Origin of the sequence: uncultured Maricaulis sp. (genome assembly GCF_963976135.1) — a bacterium.
GTDB lineage: Bacteria > Pseudomonadota > Alphaproteobacteria > Caulobacterales > Maricaulaceae > Maricaulis.
On sequence record NZ_CAXBKN010000041.1, the window covers coordinates 1 to 24,267 of the forward strand.

Annotated in this window: 15 protein-coding genes and 1 tRNA gene; all 16 read right to left on the reverse strand. The window is 61.0% G+C overall.

Features of this window, described 5'->3' with window-relative positions:
- Window positions 1-106: 106 nt before the first annotated feature.
- A complete protein-coding gene (gene fusA / locus AAC023_RS07350; protein ID WP_339739680.1) occupies window positions 107-2,182 on the reverse strand; it encodes an elongation factor G in 2,076 nt (691 codons plus the stop codon).
- Between the two features lie 36 nt (window positions 2,183-2,218).
- Complete coding sequence (rpsG, locus tag AAC023_RS07355; RefSeq protein WP_091771907.1) at window positions 2,219-2,689, reverse strand: 30S ribosomal protein S7; 471 nt, start codon at window positions 2,687-2,689, stop codon at window positions 2,219-2,221.
- A gap of 11 nt (window positions 2,690-2,700) precedes the next feature.
- A complete protein-coding gene (gene rpsL / locus AAC023_RS07360; protein ID WP_011643738.1) occupies window positions 2,701-3,072 on the reverse strand; it encodes a 30S ribosomal protein S12 in 372 nt (123 codons plus the stop codon).
- 314 nt (window positions 3,073-3,386) lie between these two features.
- Complete coding sequence (rpoC, locus tag AAC023_RS07365; RefSeq protein ID WP_339739687.1) at window positions 3,387-7,616, reverse strand: DNA-directed RNA polymerase subunit beta'; 4,230 nt, start codon at window positions 7,614-7,616, stop codon at window positions 3,387-3,389.
- Between the two features lie 65 nt (window positions 7,617-7,681).
- The gene (rpoB, locus tag AAC023_RS07370; protein ID WP_339739689.1) at window positions 7,682-11,758 is read right to left on the reverse strand and encodes a DNA-directed RNA polymerase subunit beta; all 4,077 of its coding nucleotides are present in this window, start codon (window positions 11,756-11,758) and stop codon (window positions 7,682-7,684) included.
- Window positions 11,759-11,967: 209 nt separating this feature from the next.
- Window positions 11,968-12,339: a 50S ribosomal protein L7/L12 gene (gene rplL, locus AAC023_RS07375; RefSeq protein ID WP_339739691.1), complete on the reverse strand. Its 372-nt coding sequence runs from the start codon at window positions 12,337-12,339 to the stop codon at window positions 11,968-11,970.
- 54 nt (window positions 12,340-12,393) lie between these two features.
- Entirely contained in the window at window positions 12,394-12,909 is a 516-nt protein-coding gene (gene rplJ, locus AAC023_RS07380) for a 50S ribosomal protein L10 (RefSeq protein ID WP_339739693.1), read from the reverse strand.
- A gap of 307 nt (window positions 12,910-13,216) precedes the next feature.
- Entirely contained in the window at window positions 13,217-13,915 is a 699-nt protein-coding gene (gene rplA, locus AAC023_RS07385; RefSeq protein ID WP_339739695.1) for a 50S ribosomal protein L1, read from the reverse strand.
- A gap of 4 nt (window positions 13,916-13,919) precedes the next feature.
- Complete coding sequence (gene rplK / locus AAC023_RS07390; protein ID WP_339739697.1) at window positions 13,920-14,348, reverse strand: 50S ribosomal protein L11; 429 nt, start codon at window positions 14,346-14,348, stop codon at window positions 13,920-13,922.
- 95 nt (window positions 14,349-14,443) lie between these two features.
- Window positions 14,444-14,977 (reverse strand): transcription termination/antitermination protein NusG, encoded by a 534-nt coding sequence (gene nusG, locus AAC023_RS07395; RefSeq protein WP_339739699.1) that lies wholly within the window; start codon window positions 14,975-14,977, stop codon window positions 14,444-14,446.
- Window positions 14,978-14,988: 11 nt separating this feature from the next.
- Window positions 14,989-15,231, reverse strand: a complete 243-nt coding sequence (secE, locus tag AAC023_RS07400) for a preprotein translocase subunit SecE (protein WP_176780389.1) — start codon at window positions 15,229-15,231, stop codon at window positions 14,989-14,991.
- Window positions 15,232-15,326: 95 nt separating this feature from the next.
- Window positions 15,327-15,402 (reverse strand) — tRNA-Trp (locus AAC023_RS07405).
- A gap of 165 nt (window positions 15,403-15,567) precedes the next feature.
- On the reverse strand, window positions 15,568-16,563 hold the full coding sequence (locus AAC023_RS07410) for a class I SAM-dependent methyltransferase (protein WP_339739701.1): 996 nt from the start codon (window positions 16,561-16,563) through the stop codon (window positions 15,568-15,570).
- Window positions 16,564-16,914: 351 nt separating this feature from the next.
- On the reverse strand, window positions 16,915-19,755 hold the full coding sequence (locus AAC023_RS07415) for a TonB-dependent receptor (protein WP_339739703.1): 2,841 nt from the start codon (window positions 19,753-19,755) through the stop codon (window positions 16,915-16,917).
- A gap of 317 nt (window positions 19,756-20,072) precedes the next feature.
- A complete protein-coding gene (locus AAC023_RS07420) occupies window positions 20,073-21,881 on the reverse strand; it encodes a tetratricopeptide repeat protein (RefSeq protein ID WP_339739705.1) in 1,809 nt (602 codons plus the stop codon).
- Complete coding sequence (locus tag AAC023_RS07425) at window positions 21,882-24,029, reverse strand: sulfotransferase (protein WP_339739707.1); 2,148 nt, start codon at window positions 24,027-24,029, stop codon at window positions 21,882-21,884.
- Between the last annotated feature and the right edge of the window lie 238 nt (window positions 24,030-24,267).

Sequence of the window (24,267 nt, forward strand, 5' to 3'; positions counted from 1 at the left end):
AATGGTCCCGATGTTCGCGTGCGGCTTGTTGCGCTGAAACTTTTCCTTCGCCATGATCTAGCTCCGAAATCTCTCGTTCGTTTTCAATAGGTATTGAAGAGCGGCCTTAGGCCGACTTCGCGATAACTTCCTGTTCGACCGCCTTAGGCACGGCCTCATAGTGGTCGAACTGCATGGTAAACTGGGCACGCCCCTGGGTCGCCGAGCGCAGATTGCTCACATAACCAAACATGTTGGCCAGCGGCACCATTGCGTTCACGACTGTGGCATTGCCCCGCATCTCCTGGCCGGAAATCTGGCCGCGACGCGAATTCAAATCACCGATTACGCCGCCGGTGTATTCGTCCGGCGTCACGACTTCAACCTTCATGATCGGCTCAAGCAGCTTCGGTGCGCAGTGCTGTTTGGCTTCACGGAAGGCAGCGCGAGCCGCGATCTCGAAAGCCAGCACACTGGAGTCGACGTCGTGGAAGGCACCATCAACCAGATTGGCGTGGACATCGATCACCGGGAAACCGGCAATCAGACCGTTATCCATCACGGATTTGAGGCCCTTCTCGACGCCAGGGATATATTCCCGCGGCACCGAACCACCGACAACCTTTGACTCGAACACGAAGCCCGAACCTGGCTCACCCGGCGAGAATTCGATCTTGACGCGGGCAAACTGACCCGAACCACCAGATTGTTTCTTGTGGGTGTAATCAACGAGACCGGCCTTGCCGAGCGCTTCGCGATAAGCCACCTGCGGCGCGCCGATATTGGCTTCAACCTTGTACTCACGACGCATGCGATCGACCAGGATGTCGAGGTGAAGCTCGCCCATGCCGGCGATGATGGTCTGACCGGAGTCCAGGTCAGTCTTCATGCGGAAGGACGGATCCTCGGCGGCCAGACGCTGCAGCGCAACGCCAAGCTTTTCCTGGTCAGCCTTGGATTTCGGCTCGATTGCGAGCTCGATCACCGGCTCAGGGAAAATCATGCGCTCAAGGATGACCGGATTGGCGGGATCGCAAAGCGTGTCACCCGTCGTCGTATCCTTCAGACCCGCAATAGCGACGATGTCGCCAGCGAAACATTCCTTGATGTCTTCACGCGAATTGGAGTGCATCTGCAGCATGCGGCCGATGCGCTCTTTCTTTTCCTTGACCGTATTGAGCACGGTCGTACCCGTTTCCAGGTGACCGGAATACAGGCGGCAGAAAGTCAGCGAACCGACGAATGGATCATTCATGATCTTGAAGGCGAGCAGGGCCATCGGCTCGGAGTCCAGCGGACGACGAACGATTTCCTTCTCGGTCTTCAGATCAATGCCGCGGATCGCAGGAATATCCAGCGGGCACGGCAGATAATCGACAACAGCATCGAGCAGGGGCTGAACGCCCTTATTCTTGAAGGCCGTGCCACACAGAACCGGGTGGAAGGCGAGCGAAATCGTACCCTTGCGGATCAGCGCCTTCATCGTTTCGATGGAGGGCTCTTCGCCTTCGAGATAGGCTTCCATGGCCGCTTCGTCGAGATCGACAATGGTCTCGATCATCTTGATGCGCCAGGCCTGGGCCTTCTCAACCATGTCGGCAGGAATTTCTTCCTCATGGAAAGCAGCGCCAAGGCCCTCCTCTTCCCAGATGATCGCCTTCATGGTCAGAAGGTCGATCAGACCCTTGTATTCGTTCTCGGCGCCGATCGGCAGCTGGATCGCCAGCGGGACACAGGCCAGACGCTCTTCGATCATCTCGACCGAGCGATAGAAATCCGCACCAAGCTTGTCCATCTTGTTGATGAAGAACATGCGAGGCACTTTATACTTGTCGGCCTGACGCCAGACTGTCTCGGTCTGCGGCTCGACACCGGCATTGGCATCCAGCAGCGCAACCGCGCCATCCAGCACACGCAGGGAGCGCTCGACTTCAATGGTGAAGTCAACGTGACCCGGGGTGTCGATGATGTTCAGACGCTTGCCGGCCCAGAAACAGGTCGTAGCAGCAGAGGTGATCGTGATGCCACGCTCCTGCTCCTGCTCCATCCAGTCCATCGTGGCAGCCCCATCATGGACTTCCCCGATCTTGTGGGATTTGCCGGTATAATAGAGGACCCGCTCAGTCGTCGTCGTCTTCCCGGCATCAATGTGAGCCATGATGCCGAAATTGCGGTAGTCCTCGATCGTATATTCGCGGGCCATTTCTGGAGTCCTTGGGTCAGGTCGGTATGTGCCGGGTTACCAGCGGTAATGCGAGAAAGCGCGGTTGGCTTCAGCCATCCGGTGCGTGTCTTCACGCTTCTTGACGGCGGTTCCGCGATTGGCGGATGCGTCCATCATTTCTGCGGCAAGACGCTCACGCATCGTATTTTCATTGCGTCCGCGCGCTGCAGTCGTCAGCCAGCGAATGGCCAACGCCTTCTTGCGCTCCTGACGCACTTCAACCGGGACCTGATAGGTCGCACCACCAACACGGCGGGAACGGACCTCAACTTCCGGTGCAACATTCTCAAGAGCTTCATGGAAGACCTTGATCGGCTCGCGCTTCAGCTTGCCCTCGACAATTTCGAGAGCGCCGTAGACGATCCGCTCGGCGACGGATTTTTTGCCGTCGAGCATGATGTAATTCATAAATTTCGTGAGATCACGATCCCCGAATTTCGGGTCCGGATTGATTTCACGTTTTTCTGCGCGGTGACGACGAGACATGGACGCCTCTCCTACTTAGGACGCTTGGCGCCGTATTTGGAACGGCGTTGCTTGCGATCCTTGACGCCCTGGGTATCCAGAACGCCGCGAAGTATGTGATAGCGAACGCCGGGAAGATCCTTGACGCGACCGCCGCGAATGAGGACCACCGAGTGTTCCTGAAGATTATGCCCCTCGCCCGGGATATAGCTCACAACTTCATGACCATTGGTCAAACGCACCTTCGCGACCTTCCGCAAAGCCGAGTTCGGCTTCTTTGGGGTCGTCGTATAGACACGCGTGCAAACACCGCGACGCTGAGGGCAAGCCTGAAGAGCCGGCACCTTATTGCGCTTGGGCTTGTCCTTCCGCGGCTTGCGTATGAGCTGGTTGATTGTGGGCATCCCGCTCGTTTCCGTTTCTGATCTCAAGAAGCACGTCCCGCAAAACCCGAGGGCCTTGCCGGACGCAAACAAAGACCCCGACGTCCGGGCTAAAGCCCGCACGGCGGCGTCAGGGGTTTTACGTTACCGTGGATGACGTCTAACCGCGTGGGTTACAGCTCATCCTCAAAACGAGGCCGGAAACTACGCACGCGACTCGGATACGTCAAGCGCTGGTTCACACTTTTTGTGAACGCCGTACGGTAAACCGGCGGTAACAAAAAAGGGCCGCCGAAATTTCGGCGACCCTTTCTCGATTCATGAGGCTCTAAAACCTAGCCTGCACTGGGCTCAGCGCCCGATGCGGCGGCATTTTCGGCCGCAGCTGCCTCGGCGATTTCGCTTGGCAGCCCTTCGGATTCAACAACAGTCTGACGCTCGGCGAGCATCACGTCATCACGCTCATCGGCGACCCGCTGATACAGGCGCATCATGGCCCCGGTGCCGGCTGGAATCAGACGCCCGACGATGACGTTCTCCTTCAGGCCTTCCAGGGTGTCTTCCTTGCCCTGTACAGCCGCCTCTGTGAGCACCCGGGTGGTTTCCTGGAAGGAAGCCGCCGAGATGAAGGACCGCGTCTGGAGCGACGCCTTGGTGATGCCGAGCAGAACCGGTTCACCAATGGCAATACGCTTGCCCTCGGCCTCGAGCCGTTCGTTATTCTCGATGAACTCGATCTTGTCGACCTGTTCGGCTGCCAGATAAACGCTGTCGCCCGGATCCTTGACTTCGATCTTCTGCAGCATCTGCCGGACGATGACCTCGATATGCTTGTCATTGATCGGCACGCCCTGCAGGCGATAGACTTCCTGGATCTCGTCGATCAGGTATTCGGCCAGGGCGGAGACACCCAGGATAGCGAGAATATCGTGCGGCGCCGGGTGACCGTCGAGCAGATATTCACCCTTCTGGATGAAGTCGTTTTCCTGGACCGTGAGGTGTTTGCCCTTCGGCACCAGGTATTCGACCTTTTCCTGATCATCACCTTCGGGAACGATGGCGATGCGGCGCTTATTCTTGTAGTCGCGGCCGAACTCGACCCGGCCACTGATTTCCGCGATCACAGCGTGATCCTTCGGACGGCGGGCTTCGAACAACTCGGCAACCCGTGGCAGACCACCGGTGATGTCGCGCGTCTTGGCACCTTCGGTCGGGATACGGGCGACGATGTCACCCGGGCGGACCGTGTCACCGGAATTGACCGAGAGAATGGCACCAACGGCGAGCATATAGCTGGCCATGGAACCGGTCGGCAGCTGGATCGGCTCACCCTTCTCATCCTGGATGACGATGGCAGGCTGCAAGGCATTCGCCTTGGCGCTGCCGCGCCAGTCGATGATGACCTTGGAGGCGATACCGGTCGCTTCGTCGGTTTCTTCCTTGACGGAAACGCCTTCGGCAATATCGACGAGGTGAACCTGGCCACCCACTTCCGACACGATCGGCGCGGTATACGGATCCCACTCGGCGAGACGCTGGCCACGATCGGCCGTGTCGCCTTCCTTGACCTTCAGCTTGGTGCCGTAGGTGAGCTTGTAGGATTCGCGCTCCTTGCCTTCGGTATCGGCGATGGCGACCTGCATATTGCGGCTCATGACGATCAGATCGCCTTCCGCATTGGCCACGATTGCCGGATTCTTGAACACAACCTTGCCCGGGTGGGTCGCTTCGATGAAGGACTGCTCGGACACCTGTGCGGTACCACCAATGTGGAAGGTCCGCATGGTCAGCTGGGTACCCGGCTCACCAATCGACTGTGCCGCGATGACGCCGACGGCTTCACCGATATTGACGCGCGTTCCGCGTGCCAGGTCACGGCCATAACAGGTGGCACAGACACCAATGCGGGTTTCACAGGTCAGCGGCGAACGCGCGAACACGCTCTGGACGCCGGCCGTATCAATCTCGACCGCAAGGTCTTCGTCGACATAGCTGTCGGCCGGGCAGATGGTCTCGCCGGTCACCGGGTGAATGATCGCCTCGGCTGTCGTGCGGCCCAGAATGCGTTGCTCGAGCGAAACGACGATATCGCCGCCATCGACCACGGCATCGATCTGGAAGCCTTGCGACGTGCCGCAATCCTCTTCCGTGACGATACAGTCCTGGGCGACGTCGACCAGACGGCGGGTCAGATAACCCGAATTCGCCGTCTTCAGTGCGGTATCGGCCAGACCCTTACGGGCACCGTGGGTGGAGTTGAAGTATTCAAGGACGGTCAGACCTTCCTTGAAGTTCGAGATGATCGGCGTCTCGATGATCTCGCCCGACGGCTTGGCCATCAGGCCCCGCATACCGGCGAGCTGCTTCATCTGGTTCTTCGAACCACGCGCGCCGGAGTGGGCCATCATATAGACCGAATTGACTTCCGAGGTCCGGCCGTCCTCCCCGACATAGGTCTTGGAGATCTCGTCCATCATCGCGTCAGCCACGGCGTCCGTACACTTGGCCCAGGCATCGACGACCTTGTTGTACTTCTCACCCTTGGTGATGAGACCGTCGACATATTGCTGCTCGTAGTCGGAAACCAGCTTGCGGGTATTGCCAACCAGCACAGCCTTGGCATCGGGAACGAGCATGTCGTCCTTGCCGAAGGAGATGCCGGCGCGTGCCGCTTCCTTGAAGCCGAGCGCCATGATCTGGTCGCAGAAGATGACCGTCGCCTTCTGGCCGCAGTGGCGATAGACGTGGTCGATCAGCGCACCGATCGCCTTCTTGGTGAGGATTTCACCGAGCAGGTCAGGCTGCATCTTCTCGTGCTTGGGCAGAAGGTCGATGACCATTTTGCGGCCCGGCGTGGTTTCAATCACGCGGGTCACTTCATTGCCATCGGCATCAATGCCTTCCCAGCGCGCCTTGATCTTGGAGTGCAAGGTCACATAACCGGCGTCGAGCGCCGCTTCCATTTCGGCGCGGGTCGCGAAGGCCATGCCCTCACCCGGCTCGGCATCATTGGCGATCGACAGATAATACAGACCCAGGACGATATCCTGGGACGGCACGATGATCGGCTTGCCATTGGCCGGCGAAAGGATGTTGTTGGTCGACATCATCAGCGTACGCGCTTCGAGCTGGGCTTCCAGCGAGAGCGGCACGTGAACCGCCATCTGGTCACCGTCGAAATCGGCGTTGAAGGCGGCGCAGACCAGCGGGTGAAGCTGGATGGCCTTGCCTTCGATCAGCTTGGGTTCGAACGCCTGGATGCCGAGCCGGTGCAGTGTCGGTGCACGGTTGAGCATGACCGGGTGTTCGCGGATGACCTCGTCGAGCACGTCCCAGACTTCGGGCCGTTCTTTTTCGACCAGCTTCTTGGATTGCTTGACCGTGCCGGACAGACCCTTGGCGTCGAGACGCGCATAGATGAAGGGTTTGAACAGTTCGAGCGCCATCTTCTTGGGCAGACCGCACTGGTGCAGTTTCAGATCCGGACCAACCACGATAACCGAACGGCCGGAATAGTCGACGCGCTTGCCGAGCAGATTCTGGCGGAAACGGCCCTGCTTGCCCTTGAGCATGTCGGACAGCGATTTCAGCGGGCGCTTGTTGGCGCCGGTGATGACGCGGCCGCGACGGCCATTATCGAACAGGGCGTCGACGGATTCCTGCAGCATCCGCTTTTCATTGCGGATGATGATGTCCGGCGCGCGCAGTTCGATGAGGCGCTTCAGGCGGTTATTCCGGTTGATGACCCGGCGATAGAGATCGTTCAGATCGGAGGTCGCGAAACGGCCGCCATCCAGGGGAACCAGCGGGCGCAGCTCGGGCGGAATGACCGGAATCACGGTCATGATCATCCACTCGGGACGATTGCCGGAGGTCATGAAGTTTTCCATCAGCTTGAGGCGTTTGGCGTACTTCTTGAGCTTCAGCTCCGACCCGGTTTCCTTCATGTCGACGCGAACTTTTTCGCATTCGGCAGCCAGGTCCATATTGATCAGGATTTCGCGCACGGCTTCAGCACCGATACCGGCGGTGAAGGCATCTTCGCCATACTCGTCCTGGGCTTCCATATATTCTTCTTCGGACAGAAGCTGGAAGGGCTGGAGCGGCGTCAGACCGGGCTCGATGACAACGTAATTCTCGAAGTAGAGAACCCGTTCGACATCCTTCAATGCCATGTCGAGAATCATCGAGATCCGCGATGGCAGGGATTTCAGGAACCAGATATGCGCGACGGGTGCAGCCAGCTCGATATGGCCCATACGCTCGCGCCGGACGCGGGCCAGGGTCACTTCAACGCCGCACTTTTCGCAGACGATACCTTTGTACTTGATGCGCTTATACTTGCCGCACAGGCATTCGTAATCCTTCACGGGCCCAAAGATGCGGGCGCAGAACAGACCGTCGCGCTCCGGCTTGAAGGTCCGGTAATTGATGGTTTCCGGCTTTTTGACTTCGCCAAAGGACCAGGAGTGAATTTTCTCCGGGCTGGCGAGCGCAATCCGGATCCGGTCGAAGGCTGGGCCTTCGGCTGCCGGATTGAAGATGTTCATGACATCATGGTTCATGTCGGCGTCTCCCAAAAGGGTAAACGGGACGGGCCCAGAGCCCGCCCCGCGTATAGATTGCAGCCTTAGCCGTTCTTCAGTTCGACGTTGAGGCCGAGCGAACGCATTTCCTTGACCAGCACGTTGAAGCTTTCCGGAATGCCGGCTTCAAAAGTGTCGTCGCCGCGGACAATGGCTTCATAGACCTTGGTCCGGCCTGCCACGTCATCCGACTTCACCGTCAGCATTTCCTGCAGCGTATAGGCTGCGCCGTAAGCTTCCAGTGCCCACACTTCCATCTCGCCGAAGCGCTGGCCGCCGAACTGTGCCTTGCCGCCCAGCGGCTGCTGGGTCACGAGGCTGTACGGCCCGATGGAACGGGCATGGATCTTGTCGTCGACCAGGTGGTGCAGTTTGAGCAGGTGTTTGACACCGACCGTTACCTTGCGGCGGAAACGCTCACCTGTGCGGCCGTCATGCAGTGTCACCTGCCCGGACGGATCGAGACCCGCCTTGACCAGCATCGCTGTCACATCGGCTTCGCGGGCACCGTCAAAGACCGGTGTTGCGAAGGGAACGCCAAGCCTGAGATTCTGGCTCAGCTCGGCGAGACCCTCATCGGTCTCGGGCAGTTCGGCATCGTCGCCATAGGCCCGCTTGAGTTCGTCCTTGAGCGCTTCGATCTTGCCGTCGCGCTTGTAGGCCTCATAGGCCTCGCCGATCTGGGCGCCCAGACCACGGCTGGCCCAGCCGAGGTGGGTTTCCAGGATCTGACCGACATTCATCCGGCTTGGCACGCCAAGTGGATTGAGCACGATGTCGACGGCTTCACCATTTTCCAGGAAAGGCATGTCCTCGATCGGATTGATCTTGGAGATGACACCCTTATTGCCGTGACGGCCGGCCATCTTGTCGCCGGGCTGAAGCTTGCGCTTCACAGCGACAAAGACCTTGACCATCTTCATCACGCCTGGCGGCATTTCATCGCCGCGCTGGAGCTTGTCGACCTTGTCCTCGAAACGACGGTCGAGGCGAGCGCGCGAATCGTCGAACTGCTTTTGCAGCGCTTCGACTTCGGCCATCGCCTTTTCGTCATCGAGGCCAATACGCCACCACTGGGAGCGCGGGGTCTCGTCGAGGGATTCCTGGGTCACCTTGCCCTTGGGGAAGCCGCGCGGTCCGGAGACCGAGGTCTTGCCCAGCAGCACTTCACCGAAGCGCTGGTAGATATTGCGCTCGAGGATGGTGAGCTCGTCATCACGGTCCGTGCCGAGACGTTCGATCTCTTCACGCTCGATCGAGATCGCGCGCTCATCCTTGTCGACGCCGTGACGGTTGAACACCCGCACTTCCACCACGGTGCCGGTGGCACCCGATGGCATGCGCAGGGAGGTGTCACGAACATCGGACGCCTTTTCACCGAAGATGGCGCGCAGAAGCTTTTCTTCCGGCGTCATCGGGCTTTCGCCCTTCGGGGTCACCTTGCCGACGAGAATGTCGCCAGCGGCCACTTCGGCACCAACGGCGACGATACCGGCTTCGTCGAGATTGCGCAGGGCTTCCTCGCCGACATTGGGAATGTCACGCGTGATTTCTTCCGGCCCGAGCTTGGTATCGCGGGCTGCGACCTCAAACTCTTCCAGGTGGATCGAGGTGAAGACGTCGTCGCGCACGATGCGCTCGGAGATCAGGATCGAATCCTCGAAGTTGTAGCCATTCCACGGCATGAAGGCGACGACCACATTGCGGCCGAGCGCCAGCTCACCCAGATCCGTCGACGGACCGTCGGCGATGATATCGCCGGTGATCACTTCATCGCCCACACGCACGATCGGGCGCTGGTTGATACAGGTCGACTGGTTGGAACGCTGGAACTTGGACAGGCGATAGATGTCGACGCCCGACTTGGCGGCATCGAGGTCTTCGGTTGCCCGGATCACGATACGCGTGGCATCGACCTGCTCGACAACACCGGTCCGGCGCGCTGCAACGGCAGCCCCGGAATCGCGGGCCACGACAGCTTCCATGCCGGTACCGACCAGCGGCGCTTCCGCCTTCACCAGTGGCACGGCCTGACGCTGCATGTTCGAGCCCATCAGGGCGCGATTGGCGTCATCGTTTTCGAGGAAGGGAATCAGCGCTGCCGCAACCGAAACAACCTGTTTCGGCGAGACGTCGATGTAATTCACTTCATCGCGCGGGACCAGGGTCACATCGCCGGCGACGCGGCAATTGACGAACTCGTTGTCGAGCTCGCCGGTCTCGGTGACATGGGCGTTTGCCTGGGCGATCGCGTAACGGGATTCCTGCATCGCCGAGAGATAATCGACCTGGTCCATCAACTTGCCGTTTTCGACGCGGCGATACGGGCTCTCGATAAAGCCGTACTTGTTGACGCGGGCAAAAGTCGACAGTGAGTTGATCAGGCCGATATTCGGACCTTCAGGCGTTTCAATCGGACAGATCCGGCCATAATGGGTCGGGTGCACGTCGCGGACTTCGAAGCCGGCACGCTCGCGGGTCAGACCACCAGGCCCAAGCGCCGAGAGACGACGCTTGTGCGTCACTTCGGAGAGCGGGTTGGTCTGGTCCATGAATTGCGACAGCTGCGAAGAGCCGAAGAATTCACGCACGGCAGCGGCAGCCGGTTTGGCATTGACGAGATCGTGCGGCATGACGGTCTCGATATCGACCGAGGACATGCGTTCCTTGATCGCGCGCTCCATGCGGAGCAGGCCGATGCGGTACTGGTTTTCCATCAGCTCGCCGACCGAGCGCACCCGGCGATTGCCGAGATTGTCGATATCGTCGATTTCACCACGGCCATCGCGCAGACCCACCAGGGTCTTGAGCACGGCCAGGATGTCTTCCTTGCGCAGGGTGCGCATATCGTCCGGCGCATCGAGATCGAGGCGCATATTCATCTTGACCCGGCCAACGGCGGAAAGGTCATAGCGCTCTGAATCAAAGAACAGGCCCTGGAACATGGCTTCGGCGGTATCGGCCGTCGGCGGCTCGCCCGGGCGCATGACCCGGTAGATGTCGACCAGCGCCTGCTCACGGCTGTCATTCTTGTCGACGGCGAGCGTGTTGCGCATATAGGGACCGATGCCCGTCGCGGGATCGATATCGAGGATGCTGAGCGCCTTGACGCCGGTCGTCTTGAGGATTTCCAGCACTTCTTCGGTCAGCTCGTCACCGGCCTCCACGAAGATTTCGCCAGTGTCCGTATTGACCATGTCCTCGGCGATATAGCTGCCCAGGATATCAGCATCGGAAACCAGAAGCAGTTCGAGGCCTTCCTCGGCCAGCTTGTTGGCCGCACGCGCAGAGATTTTCTTGCCCGCCTCGGCGATCACATCGCCGGTCTTGGCGTCGACGAGATCGCGTGCCGGCTTGGCCCCGCGCCAGCGTTCCTTCACGTAAGGAACGGTCCAGCCCTTCTTCGTGCTCTTATAGCTGATGGTCTGATAGAAGGTGGAGAGGATCTCCTCCTTGTCCAGGCCGAGGGCATAGAGGAGCGTTGTCGCCGGCAATTTGCGGCGGCGATCGAGGCGCATGTGCACGACATCCTTGGCGTCGAACTCAAAGTCCAGCCAGGAGCCGCGGTATGGAATGATCCGGGCGGCAAACAGGAATTTGCCGGAGGTGTGGGTCTTGCCACGGTCATGGTCGAAGAAGACGCCCGGCGAACGGTGCATCTGCGAGACGATGACGCGCTCGGTGCCATTGACGATGAAGGTGCCCTTGTCCGTCATGAGCGGAATATCGCCCATATAGACATCCTGCTCCTTGATGTCCTTGACCGAGCGGGCGCCGGTTTCTTCGTCCACATCAAACACGATGAGGCGCATCTTGACCTTCAGCGGCGCGGCATAGGTCATGTCGCGCTGCTGGCATTCTTCAGTATCGAACTTCGGCGTTTCGAATTCGTAGGACACGAAATCGAGCACGGCGCGATCGGCAAAATCCTTGACCGGGAAGACCGATTTGAAAACGGTCTGCAATCCGGTGTCCGGGCGCTCGCTGGCGCGCACATCCTTCATCAGAAACTGCTCGTAAGAGCTTTTCTGAACTTCGATCAGATTCGGCATCGCAACAGTTTCCGGAATACGACCGAATGACTTGCGAATCCGCTTCTTGCCGGTGAACGATAGACCCATGTCGGCTCCCTTCGCAGACAGCACTGCGCATCTGATGCGGGGAAACCCCGCGCCGTGCCGCTCCATAACCCCGATTGGCACCGGGACTGGTTGGGCGCTTCCCCCTGGAGCGACAGCAGGGGAACGCCAATTCTCAAAGACGGGCTAACGGACGCGCAGGTTTACCCCACGCGCCCGAGAGCACCAGACTCTGTCACGCAAAAGCGTGATTATTTCAGCTCGACGGTCGCGCCGGCAGCTTCAAGCTTGGCTTTGATGTCGGCAGCTTCTGCCTTGCTCGCGCCTTCCTTGACAGCCTTCGGTGCGGCTTCGACGAGGTCCTTGGCTTCTTTCAGGCCGAGACCCGTGATACCGCGGACTTCCTTGATCACATTGATCTTCTTCTCGCCGGCAGACACCAGCATGACGTCGAATTCGGTCTGCTCTTCAGCAGCCTCGGCAGCGCCACCAGCGGCAGGGCCGGCAGAGACAGCAACGGCCGCAGCCTTGATGCCTTTTTCTTCGAGAAGATCGTTGAGTTCTTTGGCTTCCAGAATGGTCAGGGCCAAAAGTTCGTCACAGAGTTTAGCTACATCAGCCATTTGTTCAATTCCTTGTAAAACGTTGGTTTGTCGGTTCGAATGCGGAGAATGACGTTATGCGGCGGCTTGTTCGCGGATCGCCTCGACGGCGCCCGCAAGACCTTGCCCCGGCGACATGAGTCGCTGGACCACCTGAGAGGCTTGACCCGTAAGACGGGCGGCAATGGTACCGATGAGTTCTTCGCGGGACGGCATTTTGGAGAGTGCGGTAATGCCAGCGGCATCGAACACATTCTCTTCCATGAAGCCGCCGAGAATGATCATCTTCTCATTGGTCTTGGCGTAATCGACCACAACCTTTGGCGCCGAAACAAAGTCTTCCGAGTAAGCGACAGCGACCGGACCTGTAAACAGATCGGCTGCGCCCTCACCTGGCTGGCCTTGCAGAGCGATTTTGGCGAGGCGGTTACGAACCACCTTGAACGTGCCACCAACTTCACGAAGTTTGATGCGCAGGTTCGTCATTTCCGCAACGGTCATACCCGAATACTGGGTCATGACCACGGATCCGCTACCGGCGAAGATGCTCTTCAGCTCTTCAACGGATGCTTCTTTTTGCGTGCGATCCATATGCGGACTCCCTAGTCTGAGCCTCCCACCATGGGAAGCCCGTTGAAGACGCCCCGATGCGGCAACTCCCGGCACGGGAGCGGCCACGCCGCAGCGTATTCCTGTCCCAGGGCTCGAACCGACGGCCTTGAACAAGGCCGAAGGTATCTCGCTCTGTCTCACACAAGGCCTGGATTGGATTAAGACCCGACGCGAACGCCGCACCCCTTGTGATCTCGGACAGGTGGGCCAACCCATGCACAACACGCATGATGGAGACCCGAACGGTTCGACCGGCTACAGCCAGTCGAACCGAAATTCAATAGCGTTACGCTGAAACAGCGTCGCTTGAGTCGATCTTGACGCCGGGGCCCATGGTTGAGCTGATCCCGATACGCTTCAGATAGGTTCCCTTGGCACCGGTCGGCTTTGCCTTCATGACCGCATCCACGAGGGCGCGAACATTTTCAGACAGCGCCGCTTCGGTGAAGCTCGCCTTGCCGACGCCGGCATGGACAATCCCGGCCTTTTCAGCACGGAACTCGACAGCACCGCCCTTGGAGGCTTCGATTGCCTTGGTCACGTCCATGGTGACGGTACCGACCTTCGGGTTCGGCATCATGCCGCGCGGGCCGAGCACCTTACCGAGACGGCCGACGATCGGCATCATGTCCGGGGTCGCGATGACCTTGTCGAAATTGATATTGCCGGCCAGGATCTGTTCCATCAGGTCCTCGGCACCGACGACATCGGCACCGGCCTTGGTCGCTTCATCGGCCTTGGGGCCGCGCGCGAACACGGCGACGCGGACAGTCCGCCCGGTACCGTGCGGCAGATGACAGACGCCGCGGACCATCTGGTCAGCATGGCGTGGATCGACACCCAGATTGATGGCCAGCTCAACGGTCTCGTCGAACTTGGCTTTCGCATTGGTCTTGACGTGCTTGACAGCGGCGTCGACCGAATAGGCTTCATCGCGCGAAATACCTTCGCGCGCGGCGGCCAGACGTTTTCCCAGTTTCGCCATCACTCTACTCCGTAACCTGCAGACCCATGGAACGGGCAGAACCGACGATGATCTTGGTCGCCTGGTCGAGCTCACTCGCGTTGAGGTCTTTCATTTTCTGTTCGGCAATGTCACGGCACTGGGACATTGAAACGGTACCGCCGGAGGTCAGGCCGGGCGTCGTGCTGCCCTTGGTGACCTTGGCAGCCTTCTTCAGGAAGAAGCTGGCCGGTGGCGACTTGGTGACGAAAGTAAAGGACTTGTCGGAAAACACGGTGATGATCGTCGGGATTGGCATCCCTTTTTCCATCTCCTGGGTCTTCGCGTTGAAGGCCTTGCAGAATTCCATGATATTGACGCCGCGCTGACCCAGCGCCGGCCCGATAGGCGGCGACGGATTGGCTGCCGCGGCAGGCACTTGCAGCTTGATATAGCCGGTGATCTTCTTGGCCATGTTCCCACTCCTTTAAAAGGCGCAATAGACGCCCTGTGGTTTCGCGGTACGGCCCGGCATGGTCTTGCCGCCGGCACCTCCCGCAATATTACGGATCAGCCGATTTTCTCGACTTGCCCGTATTCGAGTTCGACCGGCGTTGCCCGGCCAAAAATATTGATGGCAACCTTGAGGCGGCCATTCTCGTGATCGTCTTCCTCGACCACGCCGTTGAAGCTGGCGAAGTGACCGTCGATGACATTGACGGTCTCGCCGATCTGGTAGGACACGGTCGGATGCGGACGTTCCGCATCCTCCGACATCTGCCCCAGAATCCGCTTCACTTCGTTTTCCGTGACCGGCATCGGCTTATTGCCTGAACCGAGGAAACCGGTGACTTTCGGCGTATTCTTGACGAGGTGATAGGCGTCGTCGGACATGACCATCTTCACGAGGACATAGCCGGGGAAATACTTGCGCTCGGCATTGATCTTGCGACCCTTGCGAACTTCCACCACTTCTTCTGTCGGAACGAGGATTTCTTCGAACTTTTCCTCAAGTCCCTGGATTCTGGCCTCGGTGCGGATCGCCTCGGCGACCTTCTTCTCGAAGTTCGAATAGGCGTGCACGATATACCATTTGGCAGACATACAGCCTCCTCCTAAGCGCCGGCGCCGAGAGCCAGAAGGCTCTGGACCGTGAACTGGATGCCGAGGTCGACCATCCAGAAGAACAGAATTGCGATCGTGCTCAATATCAGCACCAGTATTGTGGAGACGATCGTCTCCTGACGGCTCGTCCAGGTGACCTTGCGGGCTTCCTGGCGGACCTGGGCGAGATACTGGAACGGATTGACACTCCGCTTTTTCGCGGGTGCACCGTCCTGCTTGGGCTTGGCTGGCACCTTATCGTTCCTGTTCCGCGTCATAAACTTCCATCTGGCCCGTCGGGACCGTCATTTCAATCGCCCGGTAAGGACTATTTCACGTCAGCGCGGCATGGCAGGGGCGGAGGGACTCGAACCCACGACCCTCGGTTTTGGAGACCGATGCTCTACCAACTGAGCTACACCCCTATATCGCGCACGCGAACTAGCATGGCGACGTCGCCGTCACCACACCTGAAGCGCAGCTCTCTACATCCTGCGGCGCCATATGAAAACAGCTAAAACGCAGAAGTGAGCGCATTCTTCCCATGCCTGCTGACAAGAGCGGCGGTATCGGCCTGCTTGAAGCGAATGTCAAGCCGCGCAAGCGCGCAGCGACCAGGCGAGTGGCTGACCGGTATCGGCCGCCCCCAAAATACCGGTTTCGATCTGCCCCAGACCGGCATCCGCCAGCACCGCCTCCAGCTGGCCCATTTCGGCCTCGCCCTGGCCGGCCGTCAACATGCTCTGCATGCGCAGCCGGAAGGCCATCAGCGCGCCCTGGTGGAATTCGAGCCACTGGCAGGCCTGATCGGGCGCATAGGCAGTATGGCGGGCGCACAGCGCGGAAAAGTCCTGCAGCAGCCGCTCGGCATGCTGCCGCGCCCCATCGCGGGGATAGGCGTCAAGGCCCGCCAGCAAGCCGGCCAGCTCGCGCCCGACCTCCGCGGCCGCATCCGCTACCGCCTCCGGCGCGATTTCACCGGAATCGCCAAGACGCTGCAAATCAAACAGGGCCTTGCCGTGCTCAAATACCGCACTGTCGGCGATGGCGCTCAGCAGGTCGTGATGGCCGCCACATTCCTGGTGGATCAGGCCCTCATCATGATGGACCAGCGCCATCAGGCACCCGCCTGGAGCGACCAGGCCTGCGGCAGTCTCGAACGCTGCAAGACCGGCATATTCCAGCCCGCACTGACTGAGCACGCAGTCGAACGCGCCTTGCGCATAGGGCAGCGATTTCGCATCCGCAACGACCAGACTCGGGCCACCCGGCAGCGACAGGGCGTCAATGGCCGCCAGCGCCCGCTCGGAGCAGTCCGTGGCGTGCAGGTCGAGCGTGCAGTCCTGATGGCCTTGCCAGATCGCGGCACAATGGCGCGTCACGGCGCCATCACCGCAGGCCGCATCGAGGACGCGCAGGCTCGAGCGGGAGGCGAATTCGGGCTCGAGCTGATCGCGCCAGAATTGCTCGAATGTGGCGCGGTAGCGCGGCCCGCCCACCGCACGTTGCTCATGGGCCCCGTCAAGCTCCCAATACTGGGACCATGCCGAACGGGTCTGATTTGGGTTCCGGGTCTGGCTGATCATGCTTGATGATGCCGTGGCTCGATTTGACAAGCAAATCTGCCTCTCAGCTGCGGGCCGGACAGCGTTACCGGCGGCCCGGCATGGTCGAGCCCCAGGCTGCCCTCCCCAGGCCCGTGGCACGCCCGCTCCGGGCGCCCCCTGCCCTGGAACTCGCCATTCCCACGCCGGGCCCGGAACGCATATCCCGGGCCGGAGGTCTGAACGCATTGGCCTCATGGCCTCGTATCGCGACCCACGCCCCTCACCGCCGCATGCGCAGCAGGCAGCGCCGCTTAACATCCTGGCACAGGCACAAAGAAAAAGGGCGGCCCCGAAGGACCGCCCTTTCCCCATCAAACGCTGACGCGTTGATTAGAAGCGCATCGTACCGCCAACAAAGAGGCGACGCCCCAGTGTGTCGTACGTTGCAGGCCAGGTATTGGCCTGCTCCGAACCGGTCGAGCCGATGGTTGGCACGTCGGTGTCGGTGATGTTGGTGATGCCAGTGGTCAACGCGAATGTGTCGTTGATGTCCCACTGGAAAGTCACGTCGAAGTAGCTGGTTGCATCGATATGGTCAGTCAAAGTGCTGACCAGTGGTGCAGTCGCAGCATCAGCTTCGACGGCACCGATATAACGCCAGCGCAGCGAGGTCGTGAACGGCCCCGTATACCAAGACGTTTGCATCGAATGCTTGTACTCCGGCGTAGGCTCGCCGCAGTTCAGACCATAGAAGCCGGCACAGACGGTCGTCGGCGAGGTTGCCGAGTTGGTCGTGTCAGCCGTCATGGTGTAACCGCCATAATAGGTGATGGCGACATCACCTGGCAGGCCGATAACGTCGGCGCTGAAGCCGTAATCGATCCGGAGATCGATACCTTCAGCGTCGATGACAGCAGCATTGATCGCGGTCAGACCAGGGAAGAAGCCATTGGCCCCCATCTCGCCCGTCGCTGGGTTACGACCACCGGCCAGGGCGGCGCAAGACGATGCGATACCCGTGATGTGGCACTCATCCAGCAGGGTCTGCAGCGGGATGGTGGTGATCGCGTCTTCGATCGAGATATTGTAGTAATCGAGCTGCAGCGTGAGACCTTCAATCGCGTTTGGCGAGAGAATGACACCGACAGTGTAGGTGTCGGCGGTTTCAGCGCCGAGGTTCGGATTACCACCGAACAGGGCTTCCATCTGGGCATTGCCCTGGAATGGAGTACCGACATTTGCTGCCGGGACGCCAGCGGCGACGCAAGAAGCAGTGTTGGTCGCAGCAGTCCACGAACCATTGGCACCGCCCGAGCAAGGATCAGCTGCGCCCGGGAAACCATTGGTCAATGGCGCGTACAGTTCACCAACATTTGGTGCACGGACAGCGCGGTTGAAGTTACCACGGAAGCGGATCTGATCGTCCACAGCCCAGGACACGCCGGCAGCGAAGGTCTCGGCATTGCCGATCGTGCTGTAATCCGAAGAACGGAACGCAAGATTCACCGAAAGCGAGTCCATGCCAGGCCTGTTCTGCACCAGTGGCATCTCAACCTCGGTGAAGAATTCGGTCACGTCGAAGCTACCGCTAACAGGCAGAGCCTGGTTGAAGCCGCGAACGTCAGGGCCGAGAACCGAGTCAGGCAGGGAGTCTGCGCTGGATTCACGATATTCGACACCGAACACCACTGCGAGTGGCTCTTCGGCTGCTGGCGACTGGAACATCGGGAAAACCCCGCCCAAGGTCGCAACAGTCTGGAAGCTCTCGATGGTATCGATTTGCGCGCCGGTCTTCGACACGTAATCGACAGCAGCCTGGGACATGGAATCCGGGCCGTTGAAGATATCAACATATGGTGCCGAACAACCGCTGGCGAGAGCCGTAGGGCCGCCGTCGCAGAGGATACCAGCCTGCAGGGCCGACACGGACAGATTGCCCGTCTGGATCTGCGAGACCGAGGAACGCGAATAGTTTGCGAACGCGTCATAGTTCCAGTTTGAGCTGAGGTCGCCGCGAGCGCCGAACACCATCTGGAAGGAGCTCGTATCACGCAGAGAGTTGCGCGTTCCGACTTCCTGGTAGCGACGGCTGGTCCGGATTGTGGCCGTGCCATCACCATTGTTGGAGCCTGGGTCATTCGTCATCAGGGCCAGCAGGGTTGCAGGCAGATTCGGATTGTCCAGGTTCACGTTGAAGGTGATGCCAGCAGGCGATGGGGCCAGCTGCGAGTCAACGACGTTATTGGCGTAGATGCCACGGCCGTAGAGCTCGATGTGCTCATTGACGTCATAGGTTGCGAACGCCGAAATATTATAGCGTTCCTGCGGCAGCTGCAGGTAGTTGGACGGCGCGTAGTTATAGGTGTCATTCGGGTTACCGAAGCGCATGCCCAGAACTTGTCCGCCATTGTTGAAGAAGCCCGAACAAACGTTAGGGGCTGCACAACGTGGATCGGCCGCGATCAAACCAGCGCCGTAGGCGCCAAAGTTGGTCGAGGTCGCGCCGCGGAAGCGGGTGCCTGGAATGTTGGACGAACCGCCGAGGATGAAGCCATCAGCTTCATTGCCTGGACCTGGATCCCACAGCGTGTCGGACGAGAAGTCACGATCGCCTTGGAACAGAGCTTCACGATTGGTGTAGCCCATCGAGATGACTGCGTTGCCGCGGCCGCCATCGAAATTGCCACCCATGGTGATCGCAAGCGTGGTGATCGAACCGTCGAGGTCGCCGAGGGAAGTTTCCGTCGAAGCGTTGATTTCAACGCCTTCGAAATCGTCCTTCAGGAGGAAGTTGACAACACCGGCAACAGCGTCGGAACCGTAAACAGCGGAAGCACCACCGGTCACGATATCAACGCTCTGGACCATGGCGGCCGGGATGTTGTTCAGATCGACGATCTGGTTGACGCCCGAAGCGACGAAGCGCTGACCGTCAATGAGGACCAGTGTGCGGTTTGCGCCAAGGCCACGAAGGCTGACCCGTGCCGTACCATCACCTGGGTTGTTTGAGGTCGCGTCAAAAGACGGGACAACCTGTGGCAGGGAGTTAATGAAGTCTTCGGTGTTGACGGTGTTCACAACAGCCAGCTGTTCAGCTGTCACGTTCGTCACCGGGCTTGGTGCGATCGTATCAGTACGCTGGATGCGCGAACCGGTCACTGTGACCACGTCCTGCTCTTGTGCCATTGCCGGGGCTGCTACAGCCAGACCGGAAATGAGGGTGCTTGCCATCAGACAAGCCTTCAAAGAAGTGCGTCTCACTCTATATCCCTCCGAGTAAGGATTATGAAATGGGAAGCACGCCCTGATTTTTCATCAGGTTGGACTCCCCCCTCTCAACGGGGCACACGATTCCCCGCCTTGCTGCCAAAATAGGCGCGCGCTTTGCCAGGGGTCAATGACACACCGCCGTCTGACGGCCTGGAACCCGGCATTTCGGGTGCACTGTGGCGCAATTGCCTCATTCTTCGTGGCTTTGGAGCACTGACCGTCAAAGCCGTACACGCGGCAGGGGAATTCCGCCCGCCGCCGGGCCGGATCCGCTCCGGTCAGGCCGGAATCAGGTCAAACGGCGCCGTCACGCGCACCTCGTCCGAGACGAAGGGCTCCACCCCGTGCCAGAGATAGGAGGGAAAGAAGATCGCAGCCCCTGGCTCCGGCTGGATGTAGCGCTCGGCCGGCAGGTCAAGCCCGGCAACGCCAGACGCGCCCAGCCGCAGCCACCCGGCCCGGTCACCGGCCATCACGCTCTCGGGTACCGCGACATAATAGGAAGCGCTGATCCAGCCCGCCGGATGGATATGATCGACATGCCCGCCGCCCGATCGCAGCCGGACCGACCAGGCACCCGTCAATTTGAGGTCCGCGCTCTTGCGCCGGAGGAAAGGATGGCCGGGATCATCGGGCAGGCTGGCGACAAAGGCCCGGGCTGCCGCAAGCAAGGCATCGGCAAGATCGCGAATGACCGCACTGTCCTGGTCCCACAGCCGCCCCGCCGATTGCGTGCCACCGAACAGGGTCTGGTCGAGCGGTTGGGCGCCACTGCCATGCAAACGCTCGATCTCACGCGCCAGCGCCGCATTGAACGCCTCCAGCGAGGCATAACCCGGCGGCGTCTCGATCATACGTTTGGCGGTGAAGCGGTCATAATCATAATAGTCCCGATACCGCCCATCCCCACTCATCCGCCAGGCAAGCGATTGAAGAGCAATGTGTTTCTGGAGATCAGCGGCGGCCGGCTCGGCCTCAAGCAGTGTCAGGGCCTCCTCGACCTCGCCGGCCGGCAGCAGGGCTTCGACCAGCTGATGTCGAATCGCAAAATCGGGCGCCGCCGCGCCGCCTGCCGGCACCGTCCTGCGAAAGGCCTCCCGCAGATCATCCAGCCCGGCACTGCGATCGCCCAGCTTGCTGCGCAATTCGCCGCGCAGGGCGCGCGCCGGCAGGTTGGCCGGGTCCAGCTCCAATGCCCGGCTCGCCGCCCGCTCGGCCTCGGCGGGCTGGCCCGAGCGCATCAGGATTTCGGCGCGCACCAGCTGCAGGCCCGCATCACCCTGCTGTCGCAGGACCTGGTCGAGCAGACCGGTCGCCCCCGCACCCTCGCCCATTTCCCAGGCCAGACTAGCCTGGTCGCGATGAATGTCGGCGCGCAGCGGCGCGCATTGCAGGGCATGGACATAGTCTTGCCGCGCCGCATCCAGCCGGCCCAGATTGCGCAGGCTATTGGCGCGCTGGTAGTGCGCATCGGCAAAGCGCGGCGCCAGTTTCACGGCCAGATCAAGATCGCCCAGCGCCGCGTCGAGACGGCCAAGCGTGCGGTAGAGACAGCCACGATTGACCCGGATATAGGCCGCATCCGGTTGCGCGCTGACAGCCTGGTCGAACCAGTCCAGCGCCGCATCCAGCTCCCCTTGTGTGACCGCGAGATTGCCCAGTCCGTTGAGGCTGGCGGCATGGCCCGGCTGCAGCGCCAGCACGGCCTGGTAGGCGTCGATCGCCTCTTCGACTTGCCCGGATTCGGCGAGCGCGACACCGAGATTGAACCAGGCATCAATAAAGCCCGGCGCGTATCCGGTGGCGCGGCGATAGCTCGCCGCCGCCAGATCGGGGCGGCCGGAGCGGCGGTGGAGATTGCCAAGATTATTGAGCACGGCCTGCGGCTGGGGATGGCGGCGGGCCGCGGCCTCGAGGTCGGCAACCCCGTCCGCAAATCGTCCGATCTTGCCGCGCGCCAGGCCTCGCAGGTGAAGCGCTTCCACATCCTGCGGATGGGTCTGCAACAGGGTGTTCAATTCGGCCTCGGCGCGCGCCGCATCGCCTTGCTGCAACATTTGCACAATCTGCTGCAGGCTCGCCGCCATCTACTCGCTCCGTGCCGCGCCGCCAAACAGATTGCCGAAAATCGAGCCAAGGCCGCGCTTGCCATCCGGCGCCTGTCCCGCTGCAGCGTCCGTCGCGGCTTCCCCCAGCCAGGCGCCGGTCTGGGGGTCAATGCCGAGCGCGCCAATGCGGGTATCGAAATCGCCGAGCTCGGCGCCATAGGGCGCCGTTGAATTGAGATGCCGGGTCGAGGCGGGCTCGCGCACCTGGACGGAACTGAAGGTCATCACCGAGCGATCCTGGAGGTGGAAGTCGAGGCATTTCCGGCTCCAGCCCAGCCCCGTCCGCGCGATGACATAGCGCAGTCTGGCTTCGAAATCGGCCACCAGCGCCTCGTATTGCAGCGTCGTATAGCGCCGCCCCATCACTGCTTCCCAATGAGCGCACAGGCGCGCCTGCTGCGCGTAGTAATGCGCGATATCACCAAGGTCATGGGCAAAGGGCCATTGGCGCGAGAAATTGCGCCGGAAGATCGAGAATGCCGTCTCCACCGGCCGGCGCCGGATATGGATCACCGGCGCGTCGGGGAATAATTGCCGGATCAGGCCGACCGCGAGAAAATTGGAGGGCTGTTTATCGGTGACCCATTGCGCCTGATCGAGCCCCAGCTCGGCATGCTGGGAGAAATACCGCGTCCGCCAGGCCATGCGCTGCATCACCGGGATTTCGCCACCCGTCCAGCCGGTGCGGCGGGCCCAGGCCAGGAATTCCTCGAGAATGAAGGGCATGGCGCTCAGCTCGCCGCCGGCGGTGACCTCGTCATGCGCCGCAATCGCCGCCTCGATCAATGTCGTCCCGGAGCGCGGCATGCCGACAATGAAGATCGGCCGGGCGATCTTGATCTCCGGCAGGGCTGCCGCCTCGACCGGCGCGGCGAACATCGCCATCAGCGAATCCGTCAGCGCCGCCTGGGCTGTGCGGTCATACCCGCCCGAAATCGCGTGTCCGTGCTGGACCTTCTTGGTGGCATTGGCGCGCGACCAGGCCTGAAAGGCGTCCCGGGGCTGTTTGCGCTGATGCAGGGCATCACCGAGCGCGAACAGGCCGATTGCCTGCCGGTCAGCCGCCAGGCCGGTCTGGTCGAGGCTGGTCTGCAGGGCGGCCAGTTCATCATCACTCAGCCGTCCCGATGAGACCTCGCATAATTGCCCATAGGCCTCCAGATGCCCCGGATCGATTTCAAGGACCTGGCGGCACAGGGCCTCGGCCTTCTCAAAACGGCCCAGGAAAGTATTCACACGCGCCAGGCCGAAGGCGGCCTCGGCATTATCCGGATCGAGCGCGAGCGCCTTGTCGAACAGGGCCTCAGCGGCCGCGATATCGCGCGCGCCCAGCACCAGACGGCCGAGCGCGGCCCAATTGTCGGCGATCTGGGGATCCGCCTCGGCCACCGGCCGGTAGATCCGCGCGGCGCGGGCGTAATAGCCCAGCTGCCCGAGCGCCATGGCATGGGCACTCAAGGCCTCATCTTCGCCCGGCGCCGCGGCCACCCAGCGCTCCGCCAGCGCCTCCATCGCCGTCCAGTCGCCCGACTGGCGCGCCAGTGCGGTGCGCAGACGCAAAACATCGGGATGGCGATCCAGACCGCCCTGCTCGGCGATCTCAAGCGCACGCCGGGTCCCGGCGACATCCGACATCTCGATACAGGCACCGGCGAGCCGCAGGGCGATTTGCGGTCGCGCCGGATGAACAGGGCCCGCCTCGAGCGCCCGCTGCAAGGCCATCGCTGCCGTCGCGAATTCGCCCGCGCGTCCAGCCAGGTCACCCAGTCGCCCCCAGGCATCAAACAGGTCCGGCGCCAGGCGAGTCGCCTCGGTCGCCGATGCCAGGGCATGATCGATCTCGCCGAGCATTTCCCACTGGATCGAGCGGTAGAGATGCAATTGCGGCAGGGAAGGATTGGCCGCCTCGGCCTTGTCGAGCCAGGCCCGGCCTGCCTCGATCGCCCCGCTCTCCAGATCACACACGCCGAGCAGGCACATCGCCGACGCATTGGCCGGGTCGCGCGCGAACACGTCGTGACAGCTCAGCCGCGCCGCATCGAAAGCGTCATTGAGGCGCTGCTGGTTGGCCTGTTCGAGCAGACGGGCAATCTCGCCGCCCGGCCCGGTATCCGCTGTGTTCACCATGCCCGTCAGGCCCCGCTTCCGGCTTGCTCTTCGCCCTCACACTTACCGCGTTCAAGGATGGGGGTGAATGCCAGTTTGCACACCCACCGGCAGCGACCCGCCCGCCATCACGACCGGCGCGGCAGCAAAAAGGGCGACCCGCATCGCGGATCGCCCTCTGCATTCAGACAGGGTCTGTCTGACTAGTCGACGATTTTCGAGACGACGCCGGCACCAACGGTGCGACCGCCTTCGCGGA

What these genes read in the sequence shown, in the direction of transcription:
- rpsG (WP_091771907.1), bottom strand. Translation starts at nt 2,689, where the DNA reads ATGTCTCGTCGTCACCGCGCAGAAAAACGTGAAATCAATCCGGACCCG.
- rplA (WP_339739695.1), bottom strand. Translation starts at nt 13,915, where the DNA reads ATGGCGAAACTGGGAAAACGTCTGGCCGCCGCGCGCGAAGGTATTTCG.
- AAC023_RS07425 (WP_339739707.1), bottom strand. Translation starts at nt 24,029, where the DNA reads ATGGTGAACACAGCGGATACCGGGCCGGGCGGCGAGATTGCCCGTCTG.
- rpoB (WP_339739689.1), bottom strand. Translation starts at nt 11,758, where the DNA reads ATGGGTCTATCGTTCACCGGCAAGAAGCGGATTCGCAAGTCATTCGGT.
- rpoC (WP_339739687.1), bottom strand. Translation starts at nt 7,616, where the DNA reads ATGAACCATGATGTCATGAACATCTTCAATCCGGCAGCCGAAGGCCCA.
- AAC023_RS07415 (WP_339739703.1), bottom strand. Translation starts at nt 19,755, where the DNA reads ATGGCAAGCACCCTCATTTCCGGTCTGGCTGTAGCAGCCCCGGCAATG.
- AAC023_RS07410 (WP_339739701.1), bottom strand. Translation starts at nt 16,563, where the DNA reads ATGATCAGCCAGACCCGGAACCCAAATCAGACCCGTTCGGCATGGTCC.
- rplJ (WP_339739693.1), bottom strand. Translation starts at nt 12,909, where the DNA reads ATGGATCGCACGCAAAAAGAAGCATCCGTTGAAGAGCTGAAGAGCATC.
- rpsL (WP_011643738.1), bottom strand. Translation starts at nt 3,072, where the DNA reads ATGCCCACAATCAACCAGCTCATACGCAAGCCGCGGAAGGACAAGCCC.
- rplK (WP_339739697.1), bottom strand. Translation starts at nt 14,348, where the DNA reads ATGGCCAAGAAGATCACCGGCTATATCAAGCTGCAAGTGCCTGCCGCG.
- nusG (WP_339739699.1), bottom strand. Translation starts at nt 14,977, where the DNA reads ATGTCTGCCAAATGGTATATCGTGCACGCCTATTCGAACTTCGAGAAG.
- AAC023_RS07420 (WP_339739705.1), bottom strand. Translation starts at nt 21,881, where the DNA reads ATGGCGGCGAGCCTGCAGCAGATTGTGCAAATGTTGCAGCAAGGCGAT.
- fusA (WP_339739680.1), bottom strand. Translation starts at nt 2,182, where the DNA reads ATGGCCCGCGAATATACGATCGAGGACTACCGCAATTTCGGCATCATG.
- rplL (WP_339739691.1), bottom strand. Translation starts at nt 12,339, where the DNA reads ATGGCTGATGTAGCTAAACTCTGTGACGAACTTTTGGCCCTGACCATT.